The sequence below is a fragment of the Allocellulophaga tsushimaensis genome, assembly GCF_055383085.1.
The window spans coordinates 3,875,015-3,897,907 of record NZ_AP039451.1 but is presented as its reverse complement, the minus strand read 5'-3'; the positions used below and the strand labels follow the sequence as shown (position 1 = coordinate 3,897,907).

The following is a 22,893-nucleotide window of genomic DNA, read 5'->3' as shown; positions in this document are numbered from 1 at the left end:
CGTTTTACTTATGGCGAACGAACTAAAAGTGCCAACAATGGCATCCTTACATGCAGAAGGAAAACAACCTGAAGTTTTATTTTGGGTAGGTTGTGCAGGTAGTTTTGATGATAGAGCAAAGAAAATAACTAAAGCTTTTGTAAAAATATTAAACAAGGCAAACGTTAGTTTTGCAGTATTAGGAGCGGAAGAAAGTTGTACTGGTGATCCTGCCAAACGTTCTGGGAACGAATTTTTATTTCAGATGCAAGCTGTTACGAATATTGAAGTAATGAATGCTTATGAAATTAAAAAGGTAGTGACTGCCTGTCCGCATTGTTTTAATACCATAAAAAATGAATATCCTGGATTAGGGGGTACTTATGAAGTGGTACATCATACTCAGTTTTTAAAACAACTTTTAGATGAAGGACGCATTACTATGGAAGGTGGCACCTTTAAAGGAAAACGGATTACATTTCATGATCCTTGTTATTTAGGAAGAGCTAACAATGTATATGAAGCCCCCAGAGATTTAATTCGAAAATTAGATGCAGAACTTATAGAAATGAAAAGCTGTAAGACAAGAGGTCTCTGTTGTGGGGCTGGTGGTGCACAGATGTTTAAAGAACCTGAAAAAGGAGAAAAAGATATTAATATAGAACGTACGGAACAAGCTTTAGAGACAAAGCCAGAAATTATAGCTGCTGGATGCCCGTTTTGTAATACCATGATGACAGACGGAGTAAAAAATAAAGAAAAGGAAGCCGATATTGCTGTAATGGATATTGCAGAACTTATTGCTACTGCCGAGGATTTATAGATTGATAAGAAATAAAAGTAAACGATAGAAATCAACTATCAACAAAGAATTATGCTAGTAGATTTTAAAAAATTACCAGAATCATCACGGGTTTGGATTTACCAAGCCAACAGAAGTTTTTCTACTGATGAATTAGAAGAAGTTACACAAGCATTAGATCATTTTATATCCGAATGGACTGCTCATGGAGCAGATTTAAATGCTGGTTATGAAATTAGATATAAAAGGTTTATTATTTTAGCTTTAGACCAATCTATAGCTGGGGCAACAGGTTGTTCTATTGATGCTTCGGTTCGTTTTATTCAAAGTTTAGAACAGAAATATCAAATAGATTTGCTAGATAAGATGAATGTTTCTTATAAACAGGGAGAATTTGTGGCGTACAAGCCTTTGTTAGATTTTAAAAAAATGGCTAAAAACAAATCCGTTTCTAAAAAAACGATTGTTTTTAATAATTTAGTCACAAATAAAGGAGAATATTTAACACATTGGGAAGTTCCTGCAGAGGATAGTTGGCATAGCAGGTTTGTCTCTTAATCCACTTTAAAACAGTAAGATCACTGTAAACCGTGATGAATTTGTAATAAAAGGCACTATTTTTGGTTACTACTAAGAATAGTATCGTTTCTATGTTAAAAAACTACTTATATATATTCTTTTTTTTAGTTGTTGTCATTGGTAATGCACAACAAAACCCATTAGTAACTACAGATAGCTTACAACAACAACAATGGGTTGATGAAATTTATGATTCAATGTCTCTAGAAGAAAAAATAGGGCAATTGTTTATGGTTAGTGTAGCATCTAATGAGAGCAAACCGAGAACAGACAAAATTGTACAACAAATAAAAGAGCATCAGATAGGTGGGGTTATATTTTCAAAAGGAGGACCAGTACGTCAGGCAAAATTAGCGAATAGCTATCAAGAGGCTTCTAAAATTCCTTTATTAATTGGTATGGATGCTGAATGGGGATTAGCGATGCGATTAGACTCTACCTATGCTTTTCCTTGGAATATGACATTAGGAGCTATAAAAGATAGTAGTATTGTAGAAAAAATAGGAAAACAGATAGGAAAACATTCTAAACGCTTAGGAGTGCATATTAATTTTGCACCAAGCATAGACATCAATACCAATCCCCAAAACCCAATTATAGGAAATCGTTCTTTTGGTGAAGATAGAGAAAATGTGACTAAAATGGGTGTGGCTTTTATGAAGGGTATGGAAAGCGAAGGTGTTTTAACTACTGGAAAACATTTTCCTGGTCATGGCGATACTGCTAAAGATTCTCATAAAACATTACCATTAATTCCTTTTGATAGGATACGATTAGATAGTATAGAGCTATACCCTTTTAAACAATTGGTTAATGAGGGAATTAGTAGTATAATGGTGGCCCATTTAAATGTTCCTAGTTTGGAAATACAAAAAGAAATACCTTCTTCGCTTTCAGAACAGATTATTTCAGGAATATTGCAAGAAGAATTAGGCTTTAAAGGACTTGTTTTTACAGACGCATTAAATATGAATGGGGTAGCGGTGTCTAAAAAACCAGGTGATATAGAAGTAGCTGCTTTTTTAGCAGGGAATGATATCCTATTAATGCCAAAAGATATTCCGTCTGCAAAAGCAGCATTATTAAAAGCATATAAAAGGAAAAAGATTTCAGAAGCGCGGTTAGCCTATTCTGTAAAGAAAATTTTAATGGCAAAATATAAAGTAGGGCTTCATGACTATAAGAGTGTTCACCTACAAAATCTTTATACCGATTTAAATACTTTTGAAGATGATATTTTTTATAGTGAAGCTATTGAAAATGCAATCACTGTTGTGAAAAATAACTTCTCTTTATTACCAATTAAAAAACTAGAAAATAAAAAAATTGCTTATATCCATTTAGGTGATTCTGATGGTGATGTTTTTCTGAACGAATTAAAAAAGTACGCTCCTATTACATCCATAGATATCATGGATACCACAATGATTAAGAACAATTTACCATCGTATAATATGATCATTGTTGGTCATCATAAGCCTAATACATCACCGTATAAAGCATACAAATACTCAAAAAAAGAATTAAAGTGGTTAAATGAAGTGGCAAATCTTAGAACTTCTAATACTATTTTAGTAGAATTCACAAAACCATATTCGCTTTTAGATATTAAAAATTTTGATGCTATTGACGCAACAGTTATTGCATATCAGAATAGTAAAATATCACAAGAGAAAACGGCACAAGTACTATTTGGTGCACTTCCTGCAAAAGGAGTATTACCAGTTACTATACATCAAGACTTTCCTGTAAACACAAGTATTAAACTAAAACCCTTAGCTAGGTTAAGTTATGGCTTACCTGAGCAGGTTGGTATAAGTGCTACGAAATTAAAAAAAGTAGATACCTTAGTACAAATAGGATTAGATTCTTTAATGTTTCCAGGTGCACAAATTTTAGTAGCACGTAAGGGTAAAGTTATTTATCATAAGGCTTTTGGGAAGCCTAGGTATGAGGCAAAAGAGAATCTAACAACAGATTACATTTATGATTTAGCTTCGTTAACAAAAGTGTTGTCTACATTACCGCTTCTAATGCGTATGGAAGAAACCAATAAAATAACTTTAAATCAGACATTTGAGCAGTTAAACCCTAATTACAAAGATACAGAAATAAAAGATGTTACTGTTTTAAAAGCGCTTTCTCATTATGGGAGATTGCCCGCTTGGATTGCTTTTTACGCTAGTACATTAGATAAAAAGAGCAGGCCTTCATCAGAATTTTATAGAACTAAACCTACTGTAGGTTTTTCAACAAAAGTTACTGATAAACTCTATTTAGTTGATGCGTACAAAGATTCAATTTATAATAGAATAGGCAGGCAAGATTTAAAATCTAATCGATATCGATACAGCGATGTTGGGTACTATGTTTTTCATAAATATATAGAAGACACCTATAAGAAAGCGCAAGATATATTATCAGACGAAATGCTGTATAAGCCTCTCGGCGCTTACCATATGACCTATAACCCTTTAGATAAGTTTTCTAAAAATATTATTGTTCCTACAGAAGAGGATAATTATTATAGATATGAAAGAGTACAAGGTTATGTACATGATATGGGCGCAGCAATGCAAGGTGGAGTAGGAGGACATGCTGGATTGTTCAGTAATGCTAATGATGTTGCAAAGCTTATGCAAATGTATTTGCAGGGTGGCACATATGGAGGAGAACAGTTTCTAAAATCAAGAACTATAAAAAAGTTTAATACCTGTTATTTTTGTAAGGAAGATGTTAGGCGTGGTGTTGGTTTTGATAAGCCAGATGCTAAAACGGGCAATCCTACTTGTGGCTGTGTATCTCCTAAAAGCTTTGGACATAGTGGTTTTACAGGTACCTATACCTGGGCAGACCCAGACGAAGAAATTGTTTATGTATTTTTATCTAACCGAACATATCCATCATCAAGCAATACTTTGTTAATTAAGTCTAGTTTAAGAACGCGGATACAGCAGGCTATTTATGACGCCATCATCCACTAGTTTCACCCTTTTAAAATTTATTGCGCTATTATTAGGCTGTAATTAAACTACTTTTTTTCGACCAAAAAATAATTAATTTGTAAATTTATAGAATGAAAATAGCGATTGTTTGTTACCCTACTTTTGGAGGTAGTGGTGTAGTTGCAACAGAACTTGGTATTGCACTTGCAGATAGAGGTCATGAAGTCCACTTTGTAACATACAAACAACCGGTTAGATTAGAGTTATTGGGTAATAATATTCATTTTCATGAAGTTCACGTACCTGAATATCCATTATTTCAGCATCAACCTTATGATTTGGCATTGTCTAGTAAATTAGTAGATACAGTGCGTTTACATCAAATAGATTTACTACATGTTCACTATGCTATTCCGCATGCCTATGCAGGGTATATGGCTAAGAAAATGCTGCAAGAAGAAGGTATTTTTATACCAATGATTACTACATTACATGGTACTGATATTACTTTAGTAGGTAAACATCCATTTTATAAGCCTGCTGTTACTTTTAGCATTAATAAATCTGATATGGTTACTTCCGTTTCAGAAAGTTTAAAGCAAGAAACTTTAGATTTATTTGTTATAGAAAAGAATATTGAAGTAATTCCAAACTTTATTGATCGAAAAAAATATAGCTCAGAATTTACTGACTGTCAACGTTCTTTAATGGCTGCTGATGATGAAAAAATAATTACGCATGTTAGTAATTTTAGAAAAGTAAAGCGCATCCCAGATGTGATTGAAATATTTAATCTTGTTCAGAAACAGCTGCCAGCTAAACTTTTAATGGTGGGAGATGGACCAGAAAGAGAAGGAGCAGAAAAGCTATGTGAGGATCTTGGAATTAATGATAAAATCTTATTTCTAGGAAATAGTAATGAAATTGATAAAATTCTGTGTTTTTCTGACCTGTTTTTATTGCCTTCCGAAACGGAAAGTTTTGGTTTAGCAGCACTAGAAGCTATGATCAATAAAACACCAGTTATTTCTTCTAATGCGGGTGGTATTCCGGAAGTAAATGTGCAAGGAGTTACTGGTTTTTTAAGTAATATTGGTGATGTAGAAGAAATGGCACAGAACGCTATTAAAATTTTAGAAGACGAAACAGTTTTACTTCAATTTAAGAAGAACGCATTAGAAAATGCGTATAAGTTTGATATTCTAAAAATATTGCCCTTATATGAAGCAGTATATGAGAAAGCGCTGCAAAGTAGATTTAAAAATGTACATTAGCGCCTATGAAGTATGTCTTTATATTATTTTTAATAGTTACATCATGTAACGCTCAAAAAAAGCATAAATCTAGTATTTCTAATTTTAATACTGATTTAAGATTAGTTTTGAGAGATAGTTATAGTAATTATACTCGTCCAGAAATTCAGATTATAAAAGAAAAAAACACACTTCAGAAATTCTTTTCTAAAATTAATAAAACTAGAAAACCTGGTTTGGCTGTTCCTAATATCGATTTTACGAAAGAAATGGTTGTAATTTATTGCGCTGGTGAGCAAGAAGGAAACCCCACATATACTTTAGAGATGAACAAGGAAACGGATCATCAAATTTACCTTTCACTTTTTGAAGAGTCTGATATACAAATTGATTCTAATGCCATTATAACGAGCCCATTTTGTATGTATAAGATTACTGCAACTCATAAAGAGATTATTTTTAAAAAATAAAATAACGGATTCGTTTAGGCTTGTGTTGGCCAACTTTAATATCAAACTTAAATGAAATTATGGAGTAGTACTTATTCTAATTTTTATTTTAATTTTCTTGAAAAAAATAGAATTCCCTCTTTTTACATCAATAACCTTGTTGCTATTAAGAGCTTAGACCATAAAGATGAGTATCTAAATCTACTGGTGAAGGATCAAATACATACTATTAATTATATTCCTCCATACTATAGCCTTCAAAAAAGTACTTTACCTTCATTTATATCTGTTCTTACGTTTTCGCGTAACTATGGTTTTTTAATCAACTTAGAAAAAAATAGTAGTATTGAGAATTATATGCAAACCCAATTAGGATCGCATAGAAGGCAAATTTTAAAACGTGTTAAAAGATTAGAAACCTGTTTTAATATTTCGTATAAACTATACTATGGGTCTATTTTGGAAGAGCAGCGTATTTTTTTATTTCAAAAACTAAAGGAATTCCTCCAGAAAAGATTTCATCAAAAAGGAAGGCGTAATATTCAACTAGAAAGATGGGAATCCTATACCGCATCTATAAAAGAAATGGTTAATGCTAAAAAAGCTTCCATTTTTGTTATTTATCATAAAGACCAACCTGTTAGTATTTCATTAAACTACCATATGGCAAATGTAATGGTACATACCATAAATGCTTATGATATTGATTATGCAAAGTTTGGTTTAGGGAATACCGCAATTTATAAATTAGTAGACTGGTGTTTTAAAAATAATTACAAAAGATTTGATTTTGAATGGGGTGATTTAGCGTATAAGAATGACTGGAGTAATACAATTTATAATTTTGAAAGTCATATTTTTTATGATAAACGTTTATATAAGAATAGTATAAAAGCAAAAACTATTTATGGTTTGAGTTATTCAAAGGAGTTTTTCAATCAAAATAAGATTCTATTTTTAAAAAAGTTATTTAAAATGCTTTCCCAAAAGAAAATTGTAAAATATAGAGCATATACACATGCAACAACTTATAATTTTTTAGAGGCTTCAGAAAATAAATCTATAAAAGGCTTAACTATAATACATATAGAAAAAACTGAATATGCTTTTTTAAGAAAGGCAGTTTATGATTTTCAATATTTAAATTTTGAAAATTTTAAAAATATAAAGATTTATAAGTCACCATCTAAGCGCTATTTTATTAAAGGGAGTAGTACTTTTCAAGAAATTATACTCAAGTTGTAGTAAGTGAAACACTTTTTTTTTGCCCTATAATATAATAGCCTTTTTGATTTTTGTATACCGTAATATCCTTAATATGCTCCATATAGGAATATAAAAAATCATAGATATGCTTTTGAATATGGGCATGTTCATCTAATACGTAATTAATTTTTTGATGATTATTAAAATCGGTATCTTCTTTATTTATAGGAGTGCTTATATACTGATGCTGGGGGGTATTCTTAATTTTGCTTTTAGATACTGATAATTTTAATTTTTCATATGCCTCATTTATTTTTTTTGCTTTTAAATATTCTTTCAGAAGAATTCGACAAATCTCTATTTTAGAGCTAATTTTAGAAAGTATACCGGCTTTTTTTGAACATATAATGAAATGTTCATATTGGTAGATGTTATTGCTCCATCTGCGCTTATAATCCATTCCTCCAACGCCCATTTCAAAAACAGTATAATTATTATGAATACACCATTCTAATTGTTTGTAGATTTCAACATGGCCTAATCCAAATTTGGAGTAATTGATGTCAAAAGATGATATAGAACTAAAGAGAATTTTATCAAAATGGTAATTTAGTGATATTTCAATGGGTTTACTTTCATTAAAAATAACGAATAAAGAAGCCTGTTTTTTTATGATTTTTTCATAAGTGGTTTCAACTAATTCATTCCATTGATGTATCTCTTTATGTATCTCCTTTCTTTGATGAAATCTATTTATTATCATTTGATGCAAACATTCCATAAGAAATTGATAGGTTTCAAAAGATATATCTCCATGAAATAATTTATACTCAATATTAAAACAACCCTCTAACCTTTTTAGATATCGTTTAATGGTTTTACGTGGCGTATTTTTAAACTGATTATTCAAATATTCGGGTACATTAGAAACGCTACTTAATTCAATTGCATAACCCCAATTCTGTTGCTTTATTATTTTTGTACGTAATGTATTATCATTATAGGATAGCTTAAAATAGCTTGGGATTAGCCGTATAGAGTATATCTCATTTATTTTTGAGTGATCATCATTTATAAGCTGATTATTAAAATATGTAAGATTTTTAAATACAGAAGGAATATGATGCTGTTGTAAAACAGCATAATGTAAGTTTATTTTTTTTAATCCCTTCTTTATCATATTATAAAACCTTCGTTACTTTTAACGCACTTTTTTCGCCTTTAATATAAAAAACGTTTTTATCTTGAAGATGGTTGTAAATTATAATATGATGTATAGTTTCACGATTCTTATATAAAAAATCATTTAAAGGTTTTTTTAAAAAAGAATTTGGACTATCATCAATTACAATTTCTTTTAATTGTTTAATTGGAACTTCATGACTAGCCATTTTGTGCGTATCTAGTTGTATCTTAATTTCTCTCTGCGATTTATATAATTTGGAATTCCTGTAATAATAGGTCATAAATTGCCCAAATAGGATATGAAGATTTATTTTCTTTAAAAATTGTATTGCCCTATATCTTAATTTTAAGACTATTTTTTTACAATATGCTTTATAGCTATTTAATAAGTGTTTATCATTATAAATAATATGTTCTTGATAACGATATGTTTCGTTTACCCATCTCCTTTTGTGTAAAAAATCACCTCTTCCCACATCAAATATTTTGATGTTTTGATCAAAACACCATTGTATATGCTTCATCATATTGATGTGCCCTAAATTAAATGCAGAGTAGTCTATATCATAACAATTATTAAAAGCAAAAAAAAGTTGTTTTCTAATAAATCCGATACTAATATTTATAGGTTTTTTTTGATCATAAATTGCATAAATACATGCTTTTTTGGTTAGTATTTGTTGAAACATTATTTCTTGATAGAAATCTAAAAAAACTACTTCATAATTACGTTCTCCTTTTTGAATAAAGCGTCTTTTAATCATCCTTTTTAATTCCTTAAAAAGAAAATTATATTCTTTTTTAGTAATTTCTCCATAATACATTTTATATACTGGCGAAAGACACAAATCTAATTTTTTCTGATACCCTAATAATTTTGGTTTACTTTTTTTTCCAAAATTAAAACTCATGTAATCGTCAAAATTTTTATAGCTATTTAAATTAACAAGGTAACCTGAATATAAAGGGGCATTTAAAATGTTTAACTTTTGAGCGCTTTCTTGAGGTATTTGAATTTTTAAATAATCGGGAAAATCATATATAGCGTAATTATCTTTTAAATAATGATTGGAAGTATTTGTATGGCTATAAATACTACTTTTAGAATAGCCCTCTATTACCTCAAAATCTATGATAGGTTCTTTTACATCTTTAAATAATAGATCTAAAAAAAAACTAAAACGATTTTTCTGGGGTAATAGCATGTATCGTATTGTTTATATGAAAGGTTATGGTTTTAAAGATAACCACTGACTTTTATGTTCTCCTTTTATTTGAAAATAATTATCATTTTTTACTAGAGTAAAGACTTTTATATTTCCAATAGATTCCTGGTTTAAATATAAAAAATCATATACATGTTTTCTTAAAAAAGAGAATTTTTCATCATTTATAAAATCGATGCTAATAGTATTATTGTCTACATCAACTTTTAGATCATTAATTGGTATAGCTTTAGGGTTTTTTATTTTTTTTCGGAGGCCAAAAAAACTTTTCTTTACTTTTTTTAAAAAGGAATATAGCTTTAATTTTTTTGCATTTTTTAATAATTGGTAGCGAATGATATCTTTCTGTATTTTAAAATTAGCAAGTACTATAGCAGACATAGAAGAGGTGTCATAAATAGTATAATTATAACAATCATAAGAAGTAGTCATCCATTTTTTTTTGTAATGATAATAACCTTTTAATAAGTCATAATATCTAAACGAATTATGAATACACCACTCTATATTTTTTAGCATATCTATAGTACCTAAATGAAATTTAGAATAATCAATATCATAACCACTTAAAATGTAATACGCGTATTTATTTTTAAGCATATTTATTCGGATGCTTATAGGTTTGTTTTCTTCGTATATAACATATATAAATGCTTTTTTTGCTAAAATCATTTCATATACCTCTTCTTGAAATTGGTTTAAATGTTTAAGCTCATAGTTGGTTTCTCTTTTTTCTTGAAACCTTTTAATTAATAATTTCTTTAAAACAGAAAACAATCTGTTGTATTCATGGATATTAATTTCGCCATGGTATACCTTATATGTTATATTAAAACATTTTTCTAATCTATTCTTATATCTTCTTAAAGCAGATTTGCTTTTGGCACCATAATTAAAATTTAGATACTCATCTATATGTTTAAATTTCTCAAGTTCTATTAGATATCCTTGTTGTGTAATTATTTTTTTTGTTTTTTGTTTTTTGTTTTGATGATTGAAATGTAATTGTAAATAACTAGGGACATCATTAATTAATACTACCTTATTTTTTATCGCCTCATTTGTATGTGTTTCTAATAATGTATTGTTTCTATGCCTAATTTTTGTGGAGTATGGAAACTGATCATGCTTATTTAAAAACGCTTCTAAAAAAATAATTTTATGTATAATAGATTTACTCATAAATCATCTATTATAAATTATTTTTAGAGTACTATTTTTTCCTTTTATACAAAATGTATTTGGGGCTTTTAATTTGTGAACAGTAATATCGTTAATATGCTCTTTTTGAGTATAAACAAAATCACAAATTGGTTTCTTTAAAAAAGAGTAGGATTCACTAGCAAAGTCTATGCATTCAGCATCTTCTATTTCCTTAGTATCTTTTAGTATTGTTTTTTTTATGATTTCTTTTCTATTCTTAATTTCTTTTCTATTCTTAATGCGATAGACCAAAGATTTATATTTATTAAACAATACATTAATTTTTATTTTTTTTAGAAAATTAACTGTAGTGTAAAAAACATATATTCTAAACCATGTTAACAATGCAATTAGACTTTGTTTAAATGATTTTGGGTTGTATAAAATTAAATTTTGAAAATTATATTCATGGTCTGCCCATTTAGATTTATAATCATATTGACCTTTTAAAAAATCAAAAACATGAAAGTTATTTTCAAAAGCCCATTTTAATATCGTGTAAAGCTCAATAAATCCTATGGAAAATTTAGAAAAAGCAATATCATATGATTTCACATAACCGCAAATTATTTTGTCTCTAATACAATTTACACTAATGCTGATAGGTTTATTATTCTCATAAATAACAGAAATTATAGCTTCTTTTTTTTGTATTAAAGGAAAAAAAGTTTGATGTAAATGATTCCAATATTGTATTCCATCATTTTTCATTTTTTTTTCTAAAAAACGTTTTTCTAGCATGGAAAAGAGCTCTTTAAAAAGATAATCGTATTCTTTTTTAGTAATTTCTCCATGAAAAATTTTGTATTCAATATCAAAAGAATTAGAAAGCCTTTTTTGATAATTTTTTAATTGTGATCTTCTTTTTGTTGTAAATTTTGATTGTAAATAATGATCAAAACTTTCATAACTTTTAAGATAAATTAAAGAGCCTTTAAAAGAATTCGCCTTTTTTTCTGCTATAGGTTTGCATGATTGCGTTTTTAAATAGTCTGGTAAATCAAAAACTAAGTAAGGGCCATTATTTATAGTATTAGATTTAGGTGCGTCAAGATCATAAATAATATTTTTTGATAATACATTAACAATTTTTTTAAAAAAAGAAGAACTGTTTCTTTCTTCTAAAAAAATAGCTAAAAAATCTATTGGAGTAGCGCTTATTTTACGTAAAAATGAAAACATTCTAATCCTCGATTTAAATAATTTGTATGCATTATAACGAATCTTTCCAGTTATAATTTTTTAATTTCTTTACTCTTGTTTTATAAAAAAACGTATCATATTGAAAAAACTTACCAATAATATCTTTATTTCTTAAAAATTGTTTGATTTTCAATTTTAAGATAATAATAAAGCTTAAAAATAACGATATCATTGATTTTGGATTATAATAGATGTGATAATTAAAGTGATATACATAATTACTCCATTTAATTTTATAATAGGTTTTCCCCATAGAAAGGTCAAATATAGTTATGTTGTTTTTAAAAGACCATTCTATTTGTTTAAACATACTAATATCTCCCATATTATATTTAGAATAATTAGTGTCATAAGTCTGAATATGACTAAAAGTAATTCCATTTAAGTGAAAGTTAAGGGTAATCGTTATTGGTTTTTTATCATTGTAAATAACAAATAAAGATGCTTTTTTGCTCAGTATCATAGGGTAAACCAAATGATATAAATAATGCCATTCAATTAAATTTTTATTGTACATTTTTTTTTCATGAAATCTTTTTTCTAGCAACTCATAAAAAGTTTCAAAAATTGTAATGTATTGTTCTTTTGATATTTCTCCAAAGTAGCATTTAAAAGTAATTTTGTTGTTGTTTAATAACTTTTTGTACTTAGACTTTAAGTTCTTAATGTTTCTTTTACTTAAAGTATCAGATAAGAAGATATCTGTAGTAGTATAATTGCTTAGGTTTATTAGGTAGCCTTTGTATTGTTGTATTTCTTTAAACTTTAGATTTGGTGTAATTCTGGGTTGTATTTTTAAATAATCTGAAATATCCATAACAACGTGTGGAATATGTTTTTTAGATATTACAGGAGATAGGGTATCCTTAATATTTATTTCAGAAGCATTAAATTTATTTTGAATAGCACTGCCATAATAAGGATGAATTTTATTTTCTAGAAATAGTTTGAAAACAAACTTTTGGTACGTTGGAGTGTATTTATGAATTAGTTTGCGTACAAAACTCAAATTAGATGGTTTAAATTATATTATTTCAGAACATATAACTCAACAAAAGATTTATGTTGAATTATATATTGATTAGATATTTCTTTTACTTTAAACAATGCTGTCATTTTTTCACATGTTTTTTTAGTATACAAGATATCATAAAAAGGTCTTTTTAAACTAATATTTTCTAATTTTTCTAAATCTATATTGATTAGTTTTTCGGTATTGGGTAATTCAATATTTTTTAAATATTGAAATTTTCTATTTTCTAGTAATTTTTTTTCTTTTCGTTTTTTTAAGGTGAATATTAATTTTTGTAGTAAAACATTTATATTCTTATTTCTGAGAAATTGTTTCAATGAAAAGAAAATTTTTAAAAAAACAACTATACTAGAAGCTATTAATGATTTAGAATCGTACAAAATGTGATATTGAAAAAAGTACTTTCTATTGGTCCATCTTTTTTTGTATTCGTAATAGCCTTTAGAGAAGTCTAGATTCTTTATGTTATTATTAAAACACCATTCTATTTGTTTAATAATAGAGAGTGTACCCAAACGAAATTTAGAATAATCAATATCAAATACTCTAATAGTATCAAAAACAGTAGTTTTTGAAAGAAAGAGAAGAGAAATTCCAATAGGTTTTTCCTTATTGTAAGTTACAAATAAAGCGGCTTCTTTTTTTAAAATCATTTCATAAGAAACGGTATGGTAAAAATTCCATTCAGCTGGAGAAATATTATTATTTATTATTTCTTTACTAATAAAACGTTTTTGTAATAATAATTTAAACGCTTTAAATAAGTAGTCATATTCATCTTTTGTAATATCACCATGAAACATTTTGTAATTGATATCAAAACTACTCTCTAATCTCTTTTTATATGTATTATACTTATATCTACTTTTTTTGCTTACAACAGATACCATATAATCATTAAAGCTATTGTATTTTTCTAGTTCACATATGTATCCAGGGTACTGTTTAAGTTTATCTATTTTTAAGCTGCTTTTTTTATTTAAAGTTGCTTCTAAATTCATGTATGTAGGTACATCGTAAATTAAAAAAACTTTGTTTTTATATTCTTTTAACGAATTATCTACAAGCTTGTAACATATCCCTTTTGTGTTGGTGCCGCCAATATTAATATATAATGGGAATAGCGATTTTTTTATAAAAGATAGATCAGGAATAAAGTTATAGGTAAGCCTAGCCTTCTTTTGGTTAAAATGATTTAACCAAATTTGTGTAAATGTATTAGATGTAAAGGGGTTTTTATTCATTACTTTAAACCTTGTTTGCTATACCTTTATTTAGACAATTCTTTATTGATATCCTTACTTAATAGTTTGGTTAGTTTTTTTGCACTTTCTGCTAAAAGATGCGAGCCATCATATGTTTTATATTCTTTTGAATGCTTGGAATAATTAAAATAAGGTACTTTATGTTTTTTAGCGATACTATCAAAATGCACGTCAAATTTTTTCCATACGCTATTTTCTAATTTAATTAGTTCTGGTGCAGCAGGCATTCTAACGATAAAAACGGTACCTTTTTCTTTTAAAAATGTTATTGTTTCTATAAAACTTTTAATTCTATACTCAGAAATAAATTCTTTTTCTATTCTTTTTTTGTTTAATTCTAAAGTGTTATTTGTCCAAAACTTAATGTCTTTATCTGTTATAAGTTGAGAATTTTTGTACTGTGTTTTAACCTCATTCCAACCATTTTTATGAGTTATTAAATTTGCCCAGCCACTAGTTTTTAAAAAAATATGATATAAGGGTTGTGAATAACAATTTATGATATAATCATAATTTGGAGCAGATGTAAAGTTATCTATTTTGCCAGGAATCATTTTCATATCCATCTTAGTAATTTCCTTTTCATCTTTAGTATGACTCGCAAAACTACTTAAATCTATAGTTAGTATAAAAACACCATTTTTAGAATTTGGATTCAATTTTTTTTTGATAGCTTCTAAATATACAGCTCCATATGGCGATTGGTAACTGTTAAAAGCAAAGTTAGTTAGTGGGGTATTTATGCCTTTATTTTGTAATTCTTTTTCCAGAATTTCAGGAGAAATACCTTGTTGAGCTCTAGAAGTACCAATAATTAGACTTTTTGCTTCATTAATACATTTATTATAATAAATATCTACATTACCATCAGAAAGTTTTTTAATAAATAAGTAGTATGTTGATATAAATATCAAACAAAAAACACCAAACTTTAATATAAATTTTTTCATTTTTAAAATTGAAAATATATAAATGTATGCTGCCTGTTTACTGCGAGCAAAATAAAAATAAAAATATATGCTATATACATACACCATCTAATACTTTGAGATCTATTTAAGACTATTTCATGGATTTTTTGATTTCCTTTAAAAAAATGAATTGTTTGTACAATAATTATAAGAAAAAATGATAAAAACAACTCAAAATAATTACCAAGGATATTCACATGGAGGTTAGAGATTTTAAAAATATTTTTGATATAAAGTAGTGCATGCGATATGGATGTTGCTCTAAAAAAAATTAAAGTAAACATAATATAGTTTATACCAATAAGCCAGCCTCCAAATGAAATGATTTTTTTGGATATTCCTAATTTTCTAAAAAGACGTTTTCTTTTAAAATTGGTTAAATTTTCTAAGATCAGTAAAAATGCATTTAATAGCCCCCAAATGATAAAAGTCCAATTTGCTCCATGCCACAAACCAACAATAAAAAAAACAATCAGAACAACAACAATTTGTTTATATTTTAATTTTTCTTTTAGCGGAACAGATATATAATCATGTATCCATTGGATTAATGAGATATGCCATCGTTTCCAGAATTCTCGTATGGAAGTAGCAAAAAGAGGTCGGTCAAAATTATGCATTAAATCATAACCTAAAATTTTGGCAGCTCCAATGGCTATTATTGTATAGGCAGAAAAATCATAATAAATTTGGAAACCAAAAAACCAATATCCTATAATTAAGGGTAAACCACTATACATTTCTGAATTTACAAAAACTTGATCTACATACATACCAAGTCTATCAGCTACAACTAGTTTAAGAAAAAAACCCCAAGCCATATATACCAGTCCTTTTCGGAAATTCTCTATATTTATGGATATTTTATTTTTAAACTGAGGTAATAGTTTTGTTGCTTTCTCTATAGGGCCAGCTACTAGTTGCGGGAAGAAAGCAACATATAAGGCGAATTTACCTAAGTGTTTCTCAGATTTGATATTACCTCTATATACCTCTATAGTATAAGACATCGTTTGGAATGTATAAAAACTAATACCAATGGGCAGTAGAATAGTACTTAAATTATATGCGCCAGTTTCTATAGTATTTGCATTTAAAAACCCTAAAAAATTAAGAAATGAAGTAAAAGAATTTATAAAAAAGTTTAGATATTTAAAAGAAAAAAGTAGTCCTAAGTTAACAACAATACTTACTAGTAAAAAAGCTTTTTTTCGTTTTTTAAATTTAGTACTATCTATTTTTATGCCGCAATAATAGTCTACTAAGGTAGAAATCCATAACAATATAATCAATATGGGTTCTACTTTTATATAGAAATAGTAACTTCCAAATAATAATAATATCCATCTATACTTGTTAGGAATACTATAGAAAAGAACTGTTATTATTAGAAAAAAAATAAGGAATTCAAAAGAATTGAATAACATTTATTTATAATTGAGATTATTCTATTTTTTATGAAATAGTTTAAATTTTAGTGAATTATATGATATCTGTAGGTTTGATAACGTTGGCTTTAAATCTTTGTTGTAAGATCTTAATTTTAATTATATCAATCATAGATTTAATTTTCGCGAATTTAATTCATAAGATCTGAACTTTGCTATATAGAGAGTATTTTGAAAACCTTAGATTTTTTTACTGAACATCAAACGTTTAAGAAATCCTTATGTTTATCTCAAGAAACGATAAAAAATAAAAATATTTAGTTTTTTAAAGCCATTACAATAATTTAAAACTATTTATTTGAATATCTGTATAGAGGAAAAAAATTATTTTCTGTTTCTACTATATTCATTTTTTCTACCAATTCATTATAAACCCTATTGTTGCATATATACTTCCAAACTTTAAAACTTTTAAAATCTTTAGAAAAAGAAGATTTAAATCTAAAAAGCTCATCTTCATTATTACCTAAACCACCCCCTAAATTAAAATACTTATAATTCTCATAAGTACCCTTAATTCTTGTTTTATCTATAAGAAGCCTAATAGGTGATAAATTTAAAAAACTAGTTTTTGTTCCAGAAATATGATATTGAATAATGTTATTGGTTTTCACCATTATAGCTGCAGAAATAATTTTTTGAGTCTCGTTATCTATGGCATACAAAACATCTGTTTCGTATTCTTTACTATCTATAAATTTAAAAAGATAATTCTCATCAAAATAATATTTTTCTTGTGCATTAACACGATTCATATTTTCATGATACAATTCTTTAAACTTTAGAATATCCTCTTTGGAGTTACTTATTTTTACTTCTAAAGATCTATTTGCTTTGTTGATATATCGTTTTGTAGTTCTTGAAAAAATTGTTCGTTGCTCTTCTAAATTTTTAGTCAAATCTATATTTACTATATTCCCCATTTTTACAACGTCACCTATGTTTCCAAGTATCGTTTCTTGATTTTCAATGAAAGGGTTTAATCGAGAAAAAACAGATATAATTTTATGATCTTTAAAATAATTTTCCAAGGCTTTTAAAAAATGTATATTATTAAAATCAGAAGAAATATTTTTTTGTAAAGGTCCAGCATATCCATAAACAGAGGTGGCATCGTAATATTCAGTATTTTCAATTTTTCGTATAATAAGTGGTAAGTAAATAAACTTATTACCTTCTGTATACTTTAAGAGCACTTGCTTTTCTCCTCGAAGCTTAGAAAGCTCATGATAATCATAGGTATGATAAAAATCATAAGTCTCAGCATTTAAAATAGCTGCTTGCCATTCTTTTTTAGAAGTTATAATTGATAAGCTGTTTTGTTTATTCACTTTTGTTATTAACAATTTTGTTGACTTATTTTTTAACTTAAGCATATCTTAATTATATTCTTATGATTTTGCCATCATAAATTAAACGTTAGTAATTTTAATATCGTGTATTGTATAATTAATTTATTATTGTAATTAATCCTAACACAAAAAAATTATAACCTAAATATATATAAAGATGCTAATTGAGTTAAACAAAATAGTGATGAACAGGAATTATGGGGTTTAAACAGGAAATTTATTTAATTATATTTTTGTTTCTAAATACATGTTTCTGGCTAGATATTTTTCACCTTTAACCCTATCTCGTATTTCAACTGCAGGAACCCCATAGGCTACTTTATAATTTTCTATGTTCTTTAATACAACAGCTCCTGCTCCAACTACGGTATGCTCTTTTATGGTAATATTCTCAATTATTTTAGCTCCGATTGAGATAGCTGTAAATTTTCCAATAGAAACATTTCCTCCAGTATTTGCGCCAGGTCCAATACTAGAAAAATTTTCCATTTTACTCTCATGATCAATAGAGGCAGATGTATTTACAATGCAGAAGTCTCCAATAACACTATCACAATTTAATACAGCTCCTGGCATTATAACTGTACCTTTTCCAATTTTTACACCTTTTCCGATACATGTATGTGGGTGAATAATAGATATAAAATCAAAATCTGTATTTAATTTTTTGATTTGTTTGTATATAGTATATCTAGACCAATTATCGCCTATTGCTATAAATCCTCCTAAAATTCTATTTTCTAAAATAATTTTAGTAATATCTTTTTCAGTTCCTAATATTTCATAACCAAATACAGAATCACCTTTTTCTTTAAAAGTGTCTATGATACCAAAAATTTTGTATTTACCTTCCTTTTCTATGATGTCTATTGCTACTTTAGCATGACCTGAAGCTCCAATAATTAGAATTTTGTTCATTTTATTATTTTACTTTATACACTGTATAATAGCCTAGATTACTTATTTAATATTACCTAGTCTTGCATCATTAATTCTTAATTCATTTAGCAACACTTCTACTTTTGAATTATCTGCAGCTACATCTTTAGAAGTGATTACTTTATAGAATGTTTTGAATAAAATATTGATATCCATTTTAAAAGTTAAATTATCAACATAATCAGCATCATATTTAAGTTTGGTATCCCAACTTATATTATTTCGCCCGTTAACTTGTGCTAAACCAGTAATACCAGGTTTTACATTATGTCTTTTTTGTTCATTTTTCAAATAAAAAGGAAGGTATTGTGGTAGTAATGGTCGAGGCCCTATTAGAGACATTTCTCCCTTTAAAATATTAAATAATTGAGGTAATTCGTCTATAGAAGTTTTGCGCACTATTTTTCCAAAAGTAGTTAAGCGCTCTGTATCTGGCAATAAAATTCCATTATGATCAGTTTTATCATTCATAGTTTTAAATTTAATAATTTTAAATATTTTCTCTTTTTTTCCAGGTCTATTCTGAAAGAAAAAAGGTTTGCCATTATTTAAAAAAAACAATAAAACTGTGGTAATGATAATTATTGGCGATAATAATGCTAGAACTGCAAAAGCTATGGAGTAGTCTAATAATGGTTTTATGTGACTTTTGTAATTCATATAACAATAAAAGTGGTTTGGTTTTTATATTAATATCAATATTATCAGTATATTATTTAACTATAGCCAAATTCAACTTTATAATTGATCTGGTTTTATTTACGATAAAAATGTTGATATAGACGTTGGTTTTTTTACAAAGTAAGATTATTTTTTTGTAAAATTGACTATACATGTATTACAATTATAATTTTATATTGTTTTTTGAATAAAATGAATATTTCTGTTGCTTAAAAAGCTATTGCTTAGTTTAAACTATTGTATTCTGATAATATGGCATCCCAAACAATTTGCCGATCGTACTTTTTTGTAATTAAGTCTCTACAAACCTTAGCATCAAATAAAAATTCTCTATTTGCTATTTGTAACATTTTTGTACTAAGTTGCTTAGTATCTTTAACTGGTATAATCGTTCCATTTTTTCCTTCAATAATAATTTCATTACAACCATTTATATTAGTAACGATACAAGGAATACCCATGGCTCCAGCCTGCATAACTACATTTGGAAATCCTTCTCTGTAGCTTGGAAAAGTAAGTACGTCTGAAATTGCTATGAATGGGCGTACATCATTTTGCCAACCAACACTTATAATGTTTGGACTTGTTTTTATAAGATATTCAGTATTTGGTAACACAGGATCTAAATCACTTTCATAGCCACCAACGAGTAATAATTTTATTTTTTTATTTTCTTCAGACAGGCTATTGAAAGCTTCCACTAATTCATTAATTCCCTTATCTTTTACCAATCGTCCTATAAAAAGAAAAACAAAATCTTCTGTTTTTATATCAAGACTATCTTTAAGTTTTAAATTTTCTTTAGCGTTGTAAAGCGAGGGATCAAAATGATGTATATCAATACCATTAGAACTTCCATTCGCTAGCACTTTAAGCTTATCTGATTTAGCGTATTTATTTTTTATAATAATATCTCTTAGGCCATGTGAGTTAGGATAAATTTTAGTAGCGCAGAAGTAAGTCATTTTTTCTACAATATCTAAAAGCCGTCTTTTACTTCCAATAGCTTCTAATAGTGGTAAACCAGCTATTGTATGCAGTCTATGAGGAACTTTTGCCATATATGAGGCTAACATAGCTAGGGTTCCTGCTTTAGGGGTATGTGAATGTACAATAAATGGTTTTTCTTTTTTAAATATTTTGTATAATTTCCAAACGGCTTTTAAATCTTTTAAAGGAGTTATTTTTCTAGTCATTTCTACAGGAATGACTTTAACACCTTCTTTATTCCCATAATTCTGTAGCGATAAATTACCATGCCCAGTTGAAGAAACGCCAATAATTTCGTAATAATTGGAAATAAATTTAATCTGCCCAGTTAATAGGCCACCAAGAGACAAAGGAACTGTTGTGATTCGTATAATTTTTTTCTTCATTGATTATAGTACAACTACTATTGTTTGGAATATTTGTTTAATAAGTTTTTTTAATAATTAAACGAAATTATAAAATCCATAAATTTAATATAATTAACCAAGTTTTTTACGCTAATTATGTTAATTATCAATTTTCTTTTAGTGTAAAATTTTATTTTTTAGCAATTTCTAGTTGTATCAGTAATAGGCTAATTACTATTTCCAAAAAAATATAGTATTTGTGAATTTATAAATTGGTATATGATATAAAACGAATTGAATTGTTTTTTGTATCATATATCGATTAAATGTGCATTTGAGAGAACTTTATAATGCTTGTTTTTAAAATGTGATACTTTTGTGATACTATTTTGAAAAAAAAACCGTAAGAATGCTAAACTTAACTTTTAAACAGACCAAAAACATCTTTTTTTTAATTCCTATATTATTCATGCTAACTGCATGTAATAAAGATGATGAATATACTGAAGTTCCAAATGAAAATGTATTGGATAATGCTCTTTCAGATTTGCTAGATGTAGCATCGGATGGAGAAGGAGCTTCTTTTTTTATATTACCAGAGAGTAACGATTTTGTAAACATACCTCAAGATCCATTGAACCCTATCTCACAAGAAAAAGTAGCATTGGGTAAATTATTATTACATGAGACTGCTTTAGGTGGGGCACCAAAAATGGGAGAGCAAACGCTAGGGCAATATACCTGTGCATCATGCCATCCAGTAGCATCTGGTTTTAGTTCTGGCTTAAGGCAAGGAATTGGAGAAGGAGGCATTGGTTTTGGACTAAAAGGAGAAGGAAGAATTATTAATACAGCCATGCCAATTGATTCTGTAGATTTACAAGCTGTAAAACCCCCTACACTTTTAAATTTAGCATATCAAGATGTAATGCTTTGGGATGGAAAATTTGGTGGAACTGGAACAAATGTAGGAACCGAAGCAAATTGGGAAGAAATACCTGAAAATGCAGAAGGTTTTCAGGGTATTGAAGTACAGGCAATGAAAGGACAAAATGCGCATAGGTTACTTGTTGACGAAAATTTTGTAAACACATACGGGTATAAAGAATTATTTGATGCTGCTTTTCCGGATGTTCCTTTAGAAGATAGGTATTCTAGAAAAACGGGAGCTTTAGCTATAGCTGCATATAATAGAACATTATTAGCAAACGAAGCACCTTGGCAAAAATATTTAAAAGGGGATAAAAACGCTCTTACAACTCCAGAAAAAGAAGGAGCTATTGTATTTTTTGGTCAGGGTAAATGCTATGAGTGCCATACAGGGCCTGCTTTAAAAGATAAAGAATTTCATGCTTTTGGTATGGAAGATTTTGAAATTTCGGGAGAAACAGTAGTTTTAGATTTAGTTAAATTTGAAGATGTAAAAAAGGGTAGAGGAGGTTTTACTAAAAATGCATCAGATGATTACAAATTTAAAACACCTACGCTTTATAATTTAGTAGATGCAAAATTTTTTGGTCATGGTGGTACATTTAATTCGGTAAAGAGTGTTGTGGAATATAAAAATAGTGGCGTTCCGCAAAGTAACGAAGTTACTACTGCTAATTTAGCTTCTCAATTTGGAACCATTAATTTGGATGACGCACAAATAACTGCCCTTACACTATTTTTGGAAAATAGTTTAAGAGATCCCAATCTAATTAGATATGTACCCGAAAGTATTAATTCTGGTTTTTGTTTTCCTAATAATGATGATCAATCTAAGGCAGATTTAGGCTGTAATTAATTCAGTATTTACTAATTTCGAATTCTTAAGAATTATCAGTTATTATTTAAT

19 protein-coding genes are annotated in these 22,893 nt (G+C 27.8%); 7 read left to right on the top strand and 12 right to left on the bottom strand.

Going from position 1 to position 22,893, the window contains the following annotated elements:
- Nucleotides 1–10 precede the first annotated feature (10 nt).
- The 6 genes from ACZ451_RS16720 to ACZ451_RS16695 all read left to right on the top strand — a co-directional run bounded on the left by ACZ451_RS16720 (nt 11) and on the right by ACZ451_RS16695 (nt 7,252).
- The gene (locus ACZ451_RS16720) at nt 11–802 is read left to right on the top strand and encodes a (Fe-S)-binding protein (protein ID WP_464214483.1); all 792 of its coding nucleotides are present in this window, start codon (nt 11–13) and stop codon (nt 800–802) included.
- 51 nt (nt 803–853) lie between these two features.
- Complete coding sequence (locus ACZ451_RS16715; protein ID WP_464214481.1) at nt 854–1,339, top strand: ABC transporter ATPase; 486 nt, start codon at nt 854–856, stop codon at nt 1,337–1,339.
- 92 nt (nt 1,340–1,431) lie between these two features.
- On the top strand, nt 1,432–4,344 hold the full coding sequence (locus ACZ451_RS16710; RefSeq protein ID WP_464214479.1) for a glycoside hydrolase family 3 N-terminal domain-containing protein: 2,913 nt from the start codon (nt 1,432–1,434) through the stop codon (nt 4,342–4,344).
- A 92-nt stretch (nt 4,345–4,436) separates the two neighbouring features.
- The gene (gene bshA / locus ACZ451_RS16705; RefSeq protein WP_464214477.1) at nt 4,437–5,579 is read left to right on the top strand and encodes an N-acetyl-alpha-D-glucosaminyl L-malate synthase BshA; all 1,143 of its coding nucleotides are present in this window, start codon (nt 4,437–4,439) and stop codon (nt 5,577–5,579) included.
- A gap of 5 nt (nt 5,580–5,584) precedes the next feature.
- A complete protein-coding gene (locus tag ACZ451_RS16700) occupies nt 5,585–6,028 on the top strand; it encodes a hypothetical protein (RefSeq protein WP_464214475.1) in 444 nt (147 codons plus the stop codon).
- Nucleotides 6,029–6,079: 51 nt separating this feature from the next.
- Nucleotides 6,080–7,252, top strand: coding sequence for a GNAT family N-acetyltransferase (locus tag ACZ451_RS16695; protein WP_464214473.1), 1,173 nt, complete (start codon nt 6,080–6,082; stop codon nt 7,250–7,252).
- On the opposite strand, the gene ACZ451_RS16690 is transcribed toward ACZ451_RS16695, so the two are convergent.
- From ACZ451_RS16690 to ACZ451_RS16635, 12 genes are all read right to left on the bottom strand, one after another.
- Nucleotides 7,242–8,393 (bottom strand): GNAT family N-acetyltransferase, encoded by a 1,152-nt coding sequence (locus tag ACZ451_RS16690; RefSeq protein ID WP_464214471.1) that lies wholly within the window; start codon nt 8,391–8,393, stop codon nt 7,242–7,244. The genes ACZ451_RS16695 and ACZ451_RS16690 overlap by 11 nt on opposite strands.
- Nucleotide 8,394: 1 nt before the next feature.
- The gene (locus ACZ451_RS16685) at nt 8,395–9,603 is read right to left on the bottom strand and encodes a GNAT family N-acetyltransferase (protein WP_464214469.1); all 1,209 of its coding nucleotides are present in this window, start codon (nt 9,601–9,603) and stop codon (nt 8,395–8,397) included.
- Nucleotides 9,604–9,627: 24 nt separating this feature from the next.
- Nucleotides 9,628–10,806, bottom strand: coding sequence for a GNAT family N-acetyltransferase (locus tag ACZ451_RS16680; protein ID WP_464214467.1), 1,179 nt, complete (start codon nt 10,804–10,806; stop codon nt 9,628–9,630).
- A 3-nt stretch (nt 10,807–10,809) separates the two neighbouring features.
- Nucleotides 10,810–12,009, bottom strand: coding sequence for a GNAT family N-acetyltransferase (locus ACZ451_RS16675; RefSeq protein ID WP_464214465.1), 1,200 nt, complete (start codon nt 12,007–12,009; stop codon nt 10,810–10,812).
- Between the two features lie 31 nt (nt 12,010–12,040).
- Complete coding sequence (locus ACZ451_RS16670) at nt 12,041–13,039, bottom strand: GNAT family N-acetyltransferase (RefSeq protein WP_464214463.1); 999 nt, start codon at nt 13,037–13,039, stop codon at nt 12,041–12,043.
- Nucleotides 13,040–13,059: 20 nt separating this feature from the next.
- Nucleotides 13,060–14,307 carry a GNAT family N-acetyltransferase gene (locus ACZ451_RS16665; protein WP_464214461.1) on the bottom strand — a complete coding sequence of 416 codons (1,248 nt, stop codon included), beginning with the start codon at nt 14,305–14,307 and terminating at the stop codon, nt 13,060–13,062.
- Nucleotides 14,308–14,333: 26 nt separating this feature from the next.
- A complete protein-coding gene (locus tag ACZ451_RS16660; RefSeq protein WP_464214459.1) occupies nt 14,334–15,278 on the bottom strand; it encodes a hypothetical protein in 945 nt (314 codons plus the stop codon).
- Between the two features lie 2 nt (nt 15,279–15,280).
- Entirely contained in the window at nt 15,281–16,591 is a 1,311-nt protein-coding gene (locus ACZ451_RS16655) for an MBOAT family O-acyltransferase (RefSeq protein WP_464214457.1), read from the bottom strand.
- Between the two features lie 446 nt (nt 16,592–17,037).
- Nucleotides 17,038–18,078, bottom strand: coding sequence for a GNAT family N-acetyltransferase (locus ACZ451_RS16650; RefSeq protein WP_464214455.1), 1,041 nt, complete (start codon nt 18,076–18,078; stop codon nt 17,038–17,040).
- 246 nt (nt 18,079–18,324) lie between these two features.
- On the bottom strand, nt 18,325–19,017 hold the full coding sequence (locus ACZ451_RS16645; protein WP_464214453.1) for an acetyltransferase: 693 nt from the start codon (nt 19,015–19,017) through the stop codon (nt 18,325–18,327).
- A gap of 42 nt (nt 19,018–19,059) precedes the next feature.
- Nucleotides 19,060–19,698: a sugar transferase gene (locus tag ACZ451_RS16640; RefSeq protein ID WP_464214451.1), complete on the bottom strand. Its 639-nt coding sequence runs from the start codon at nt 19,696–19,698 to the stop codon at nt 19,060–19,062.
- A gap of 245 nt (nt 19,699–19,943) precedes the next feature.
- Nucleotides 19,944–21,095 (bottom strand): glycosyltransferase family 4 protein, encoded by a 1,152-nt coding sequence (locus ACZ451_RS16635; protein ID WP_464214449.1) that lies wholly within the window; start codon nt 21,093–21,095, stop codon nt 19,944–19,946.
- Between the two features lie 370 nt (nt 21,096–21,465).
- On the opposite strand from ACZ451_RS16635, the gene ACZ451_RS16630 reads away from it, so the two are divergent.
- Entirely contained in the window at nt 21,466–22,842 is a 1,377-nt protein-coding gene (locus ACZ451_RS16630; protein WP_464214447.1) for a cytochrome-c peroxidase, read from the top strand.
- The last annotated feature ends 51 nt before the right edge of the window (nt 22,843–22,893 follow it).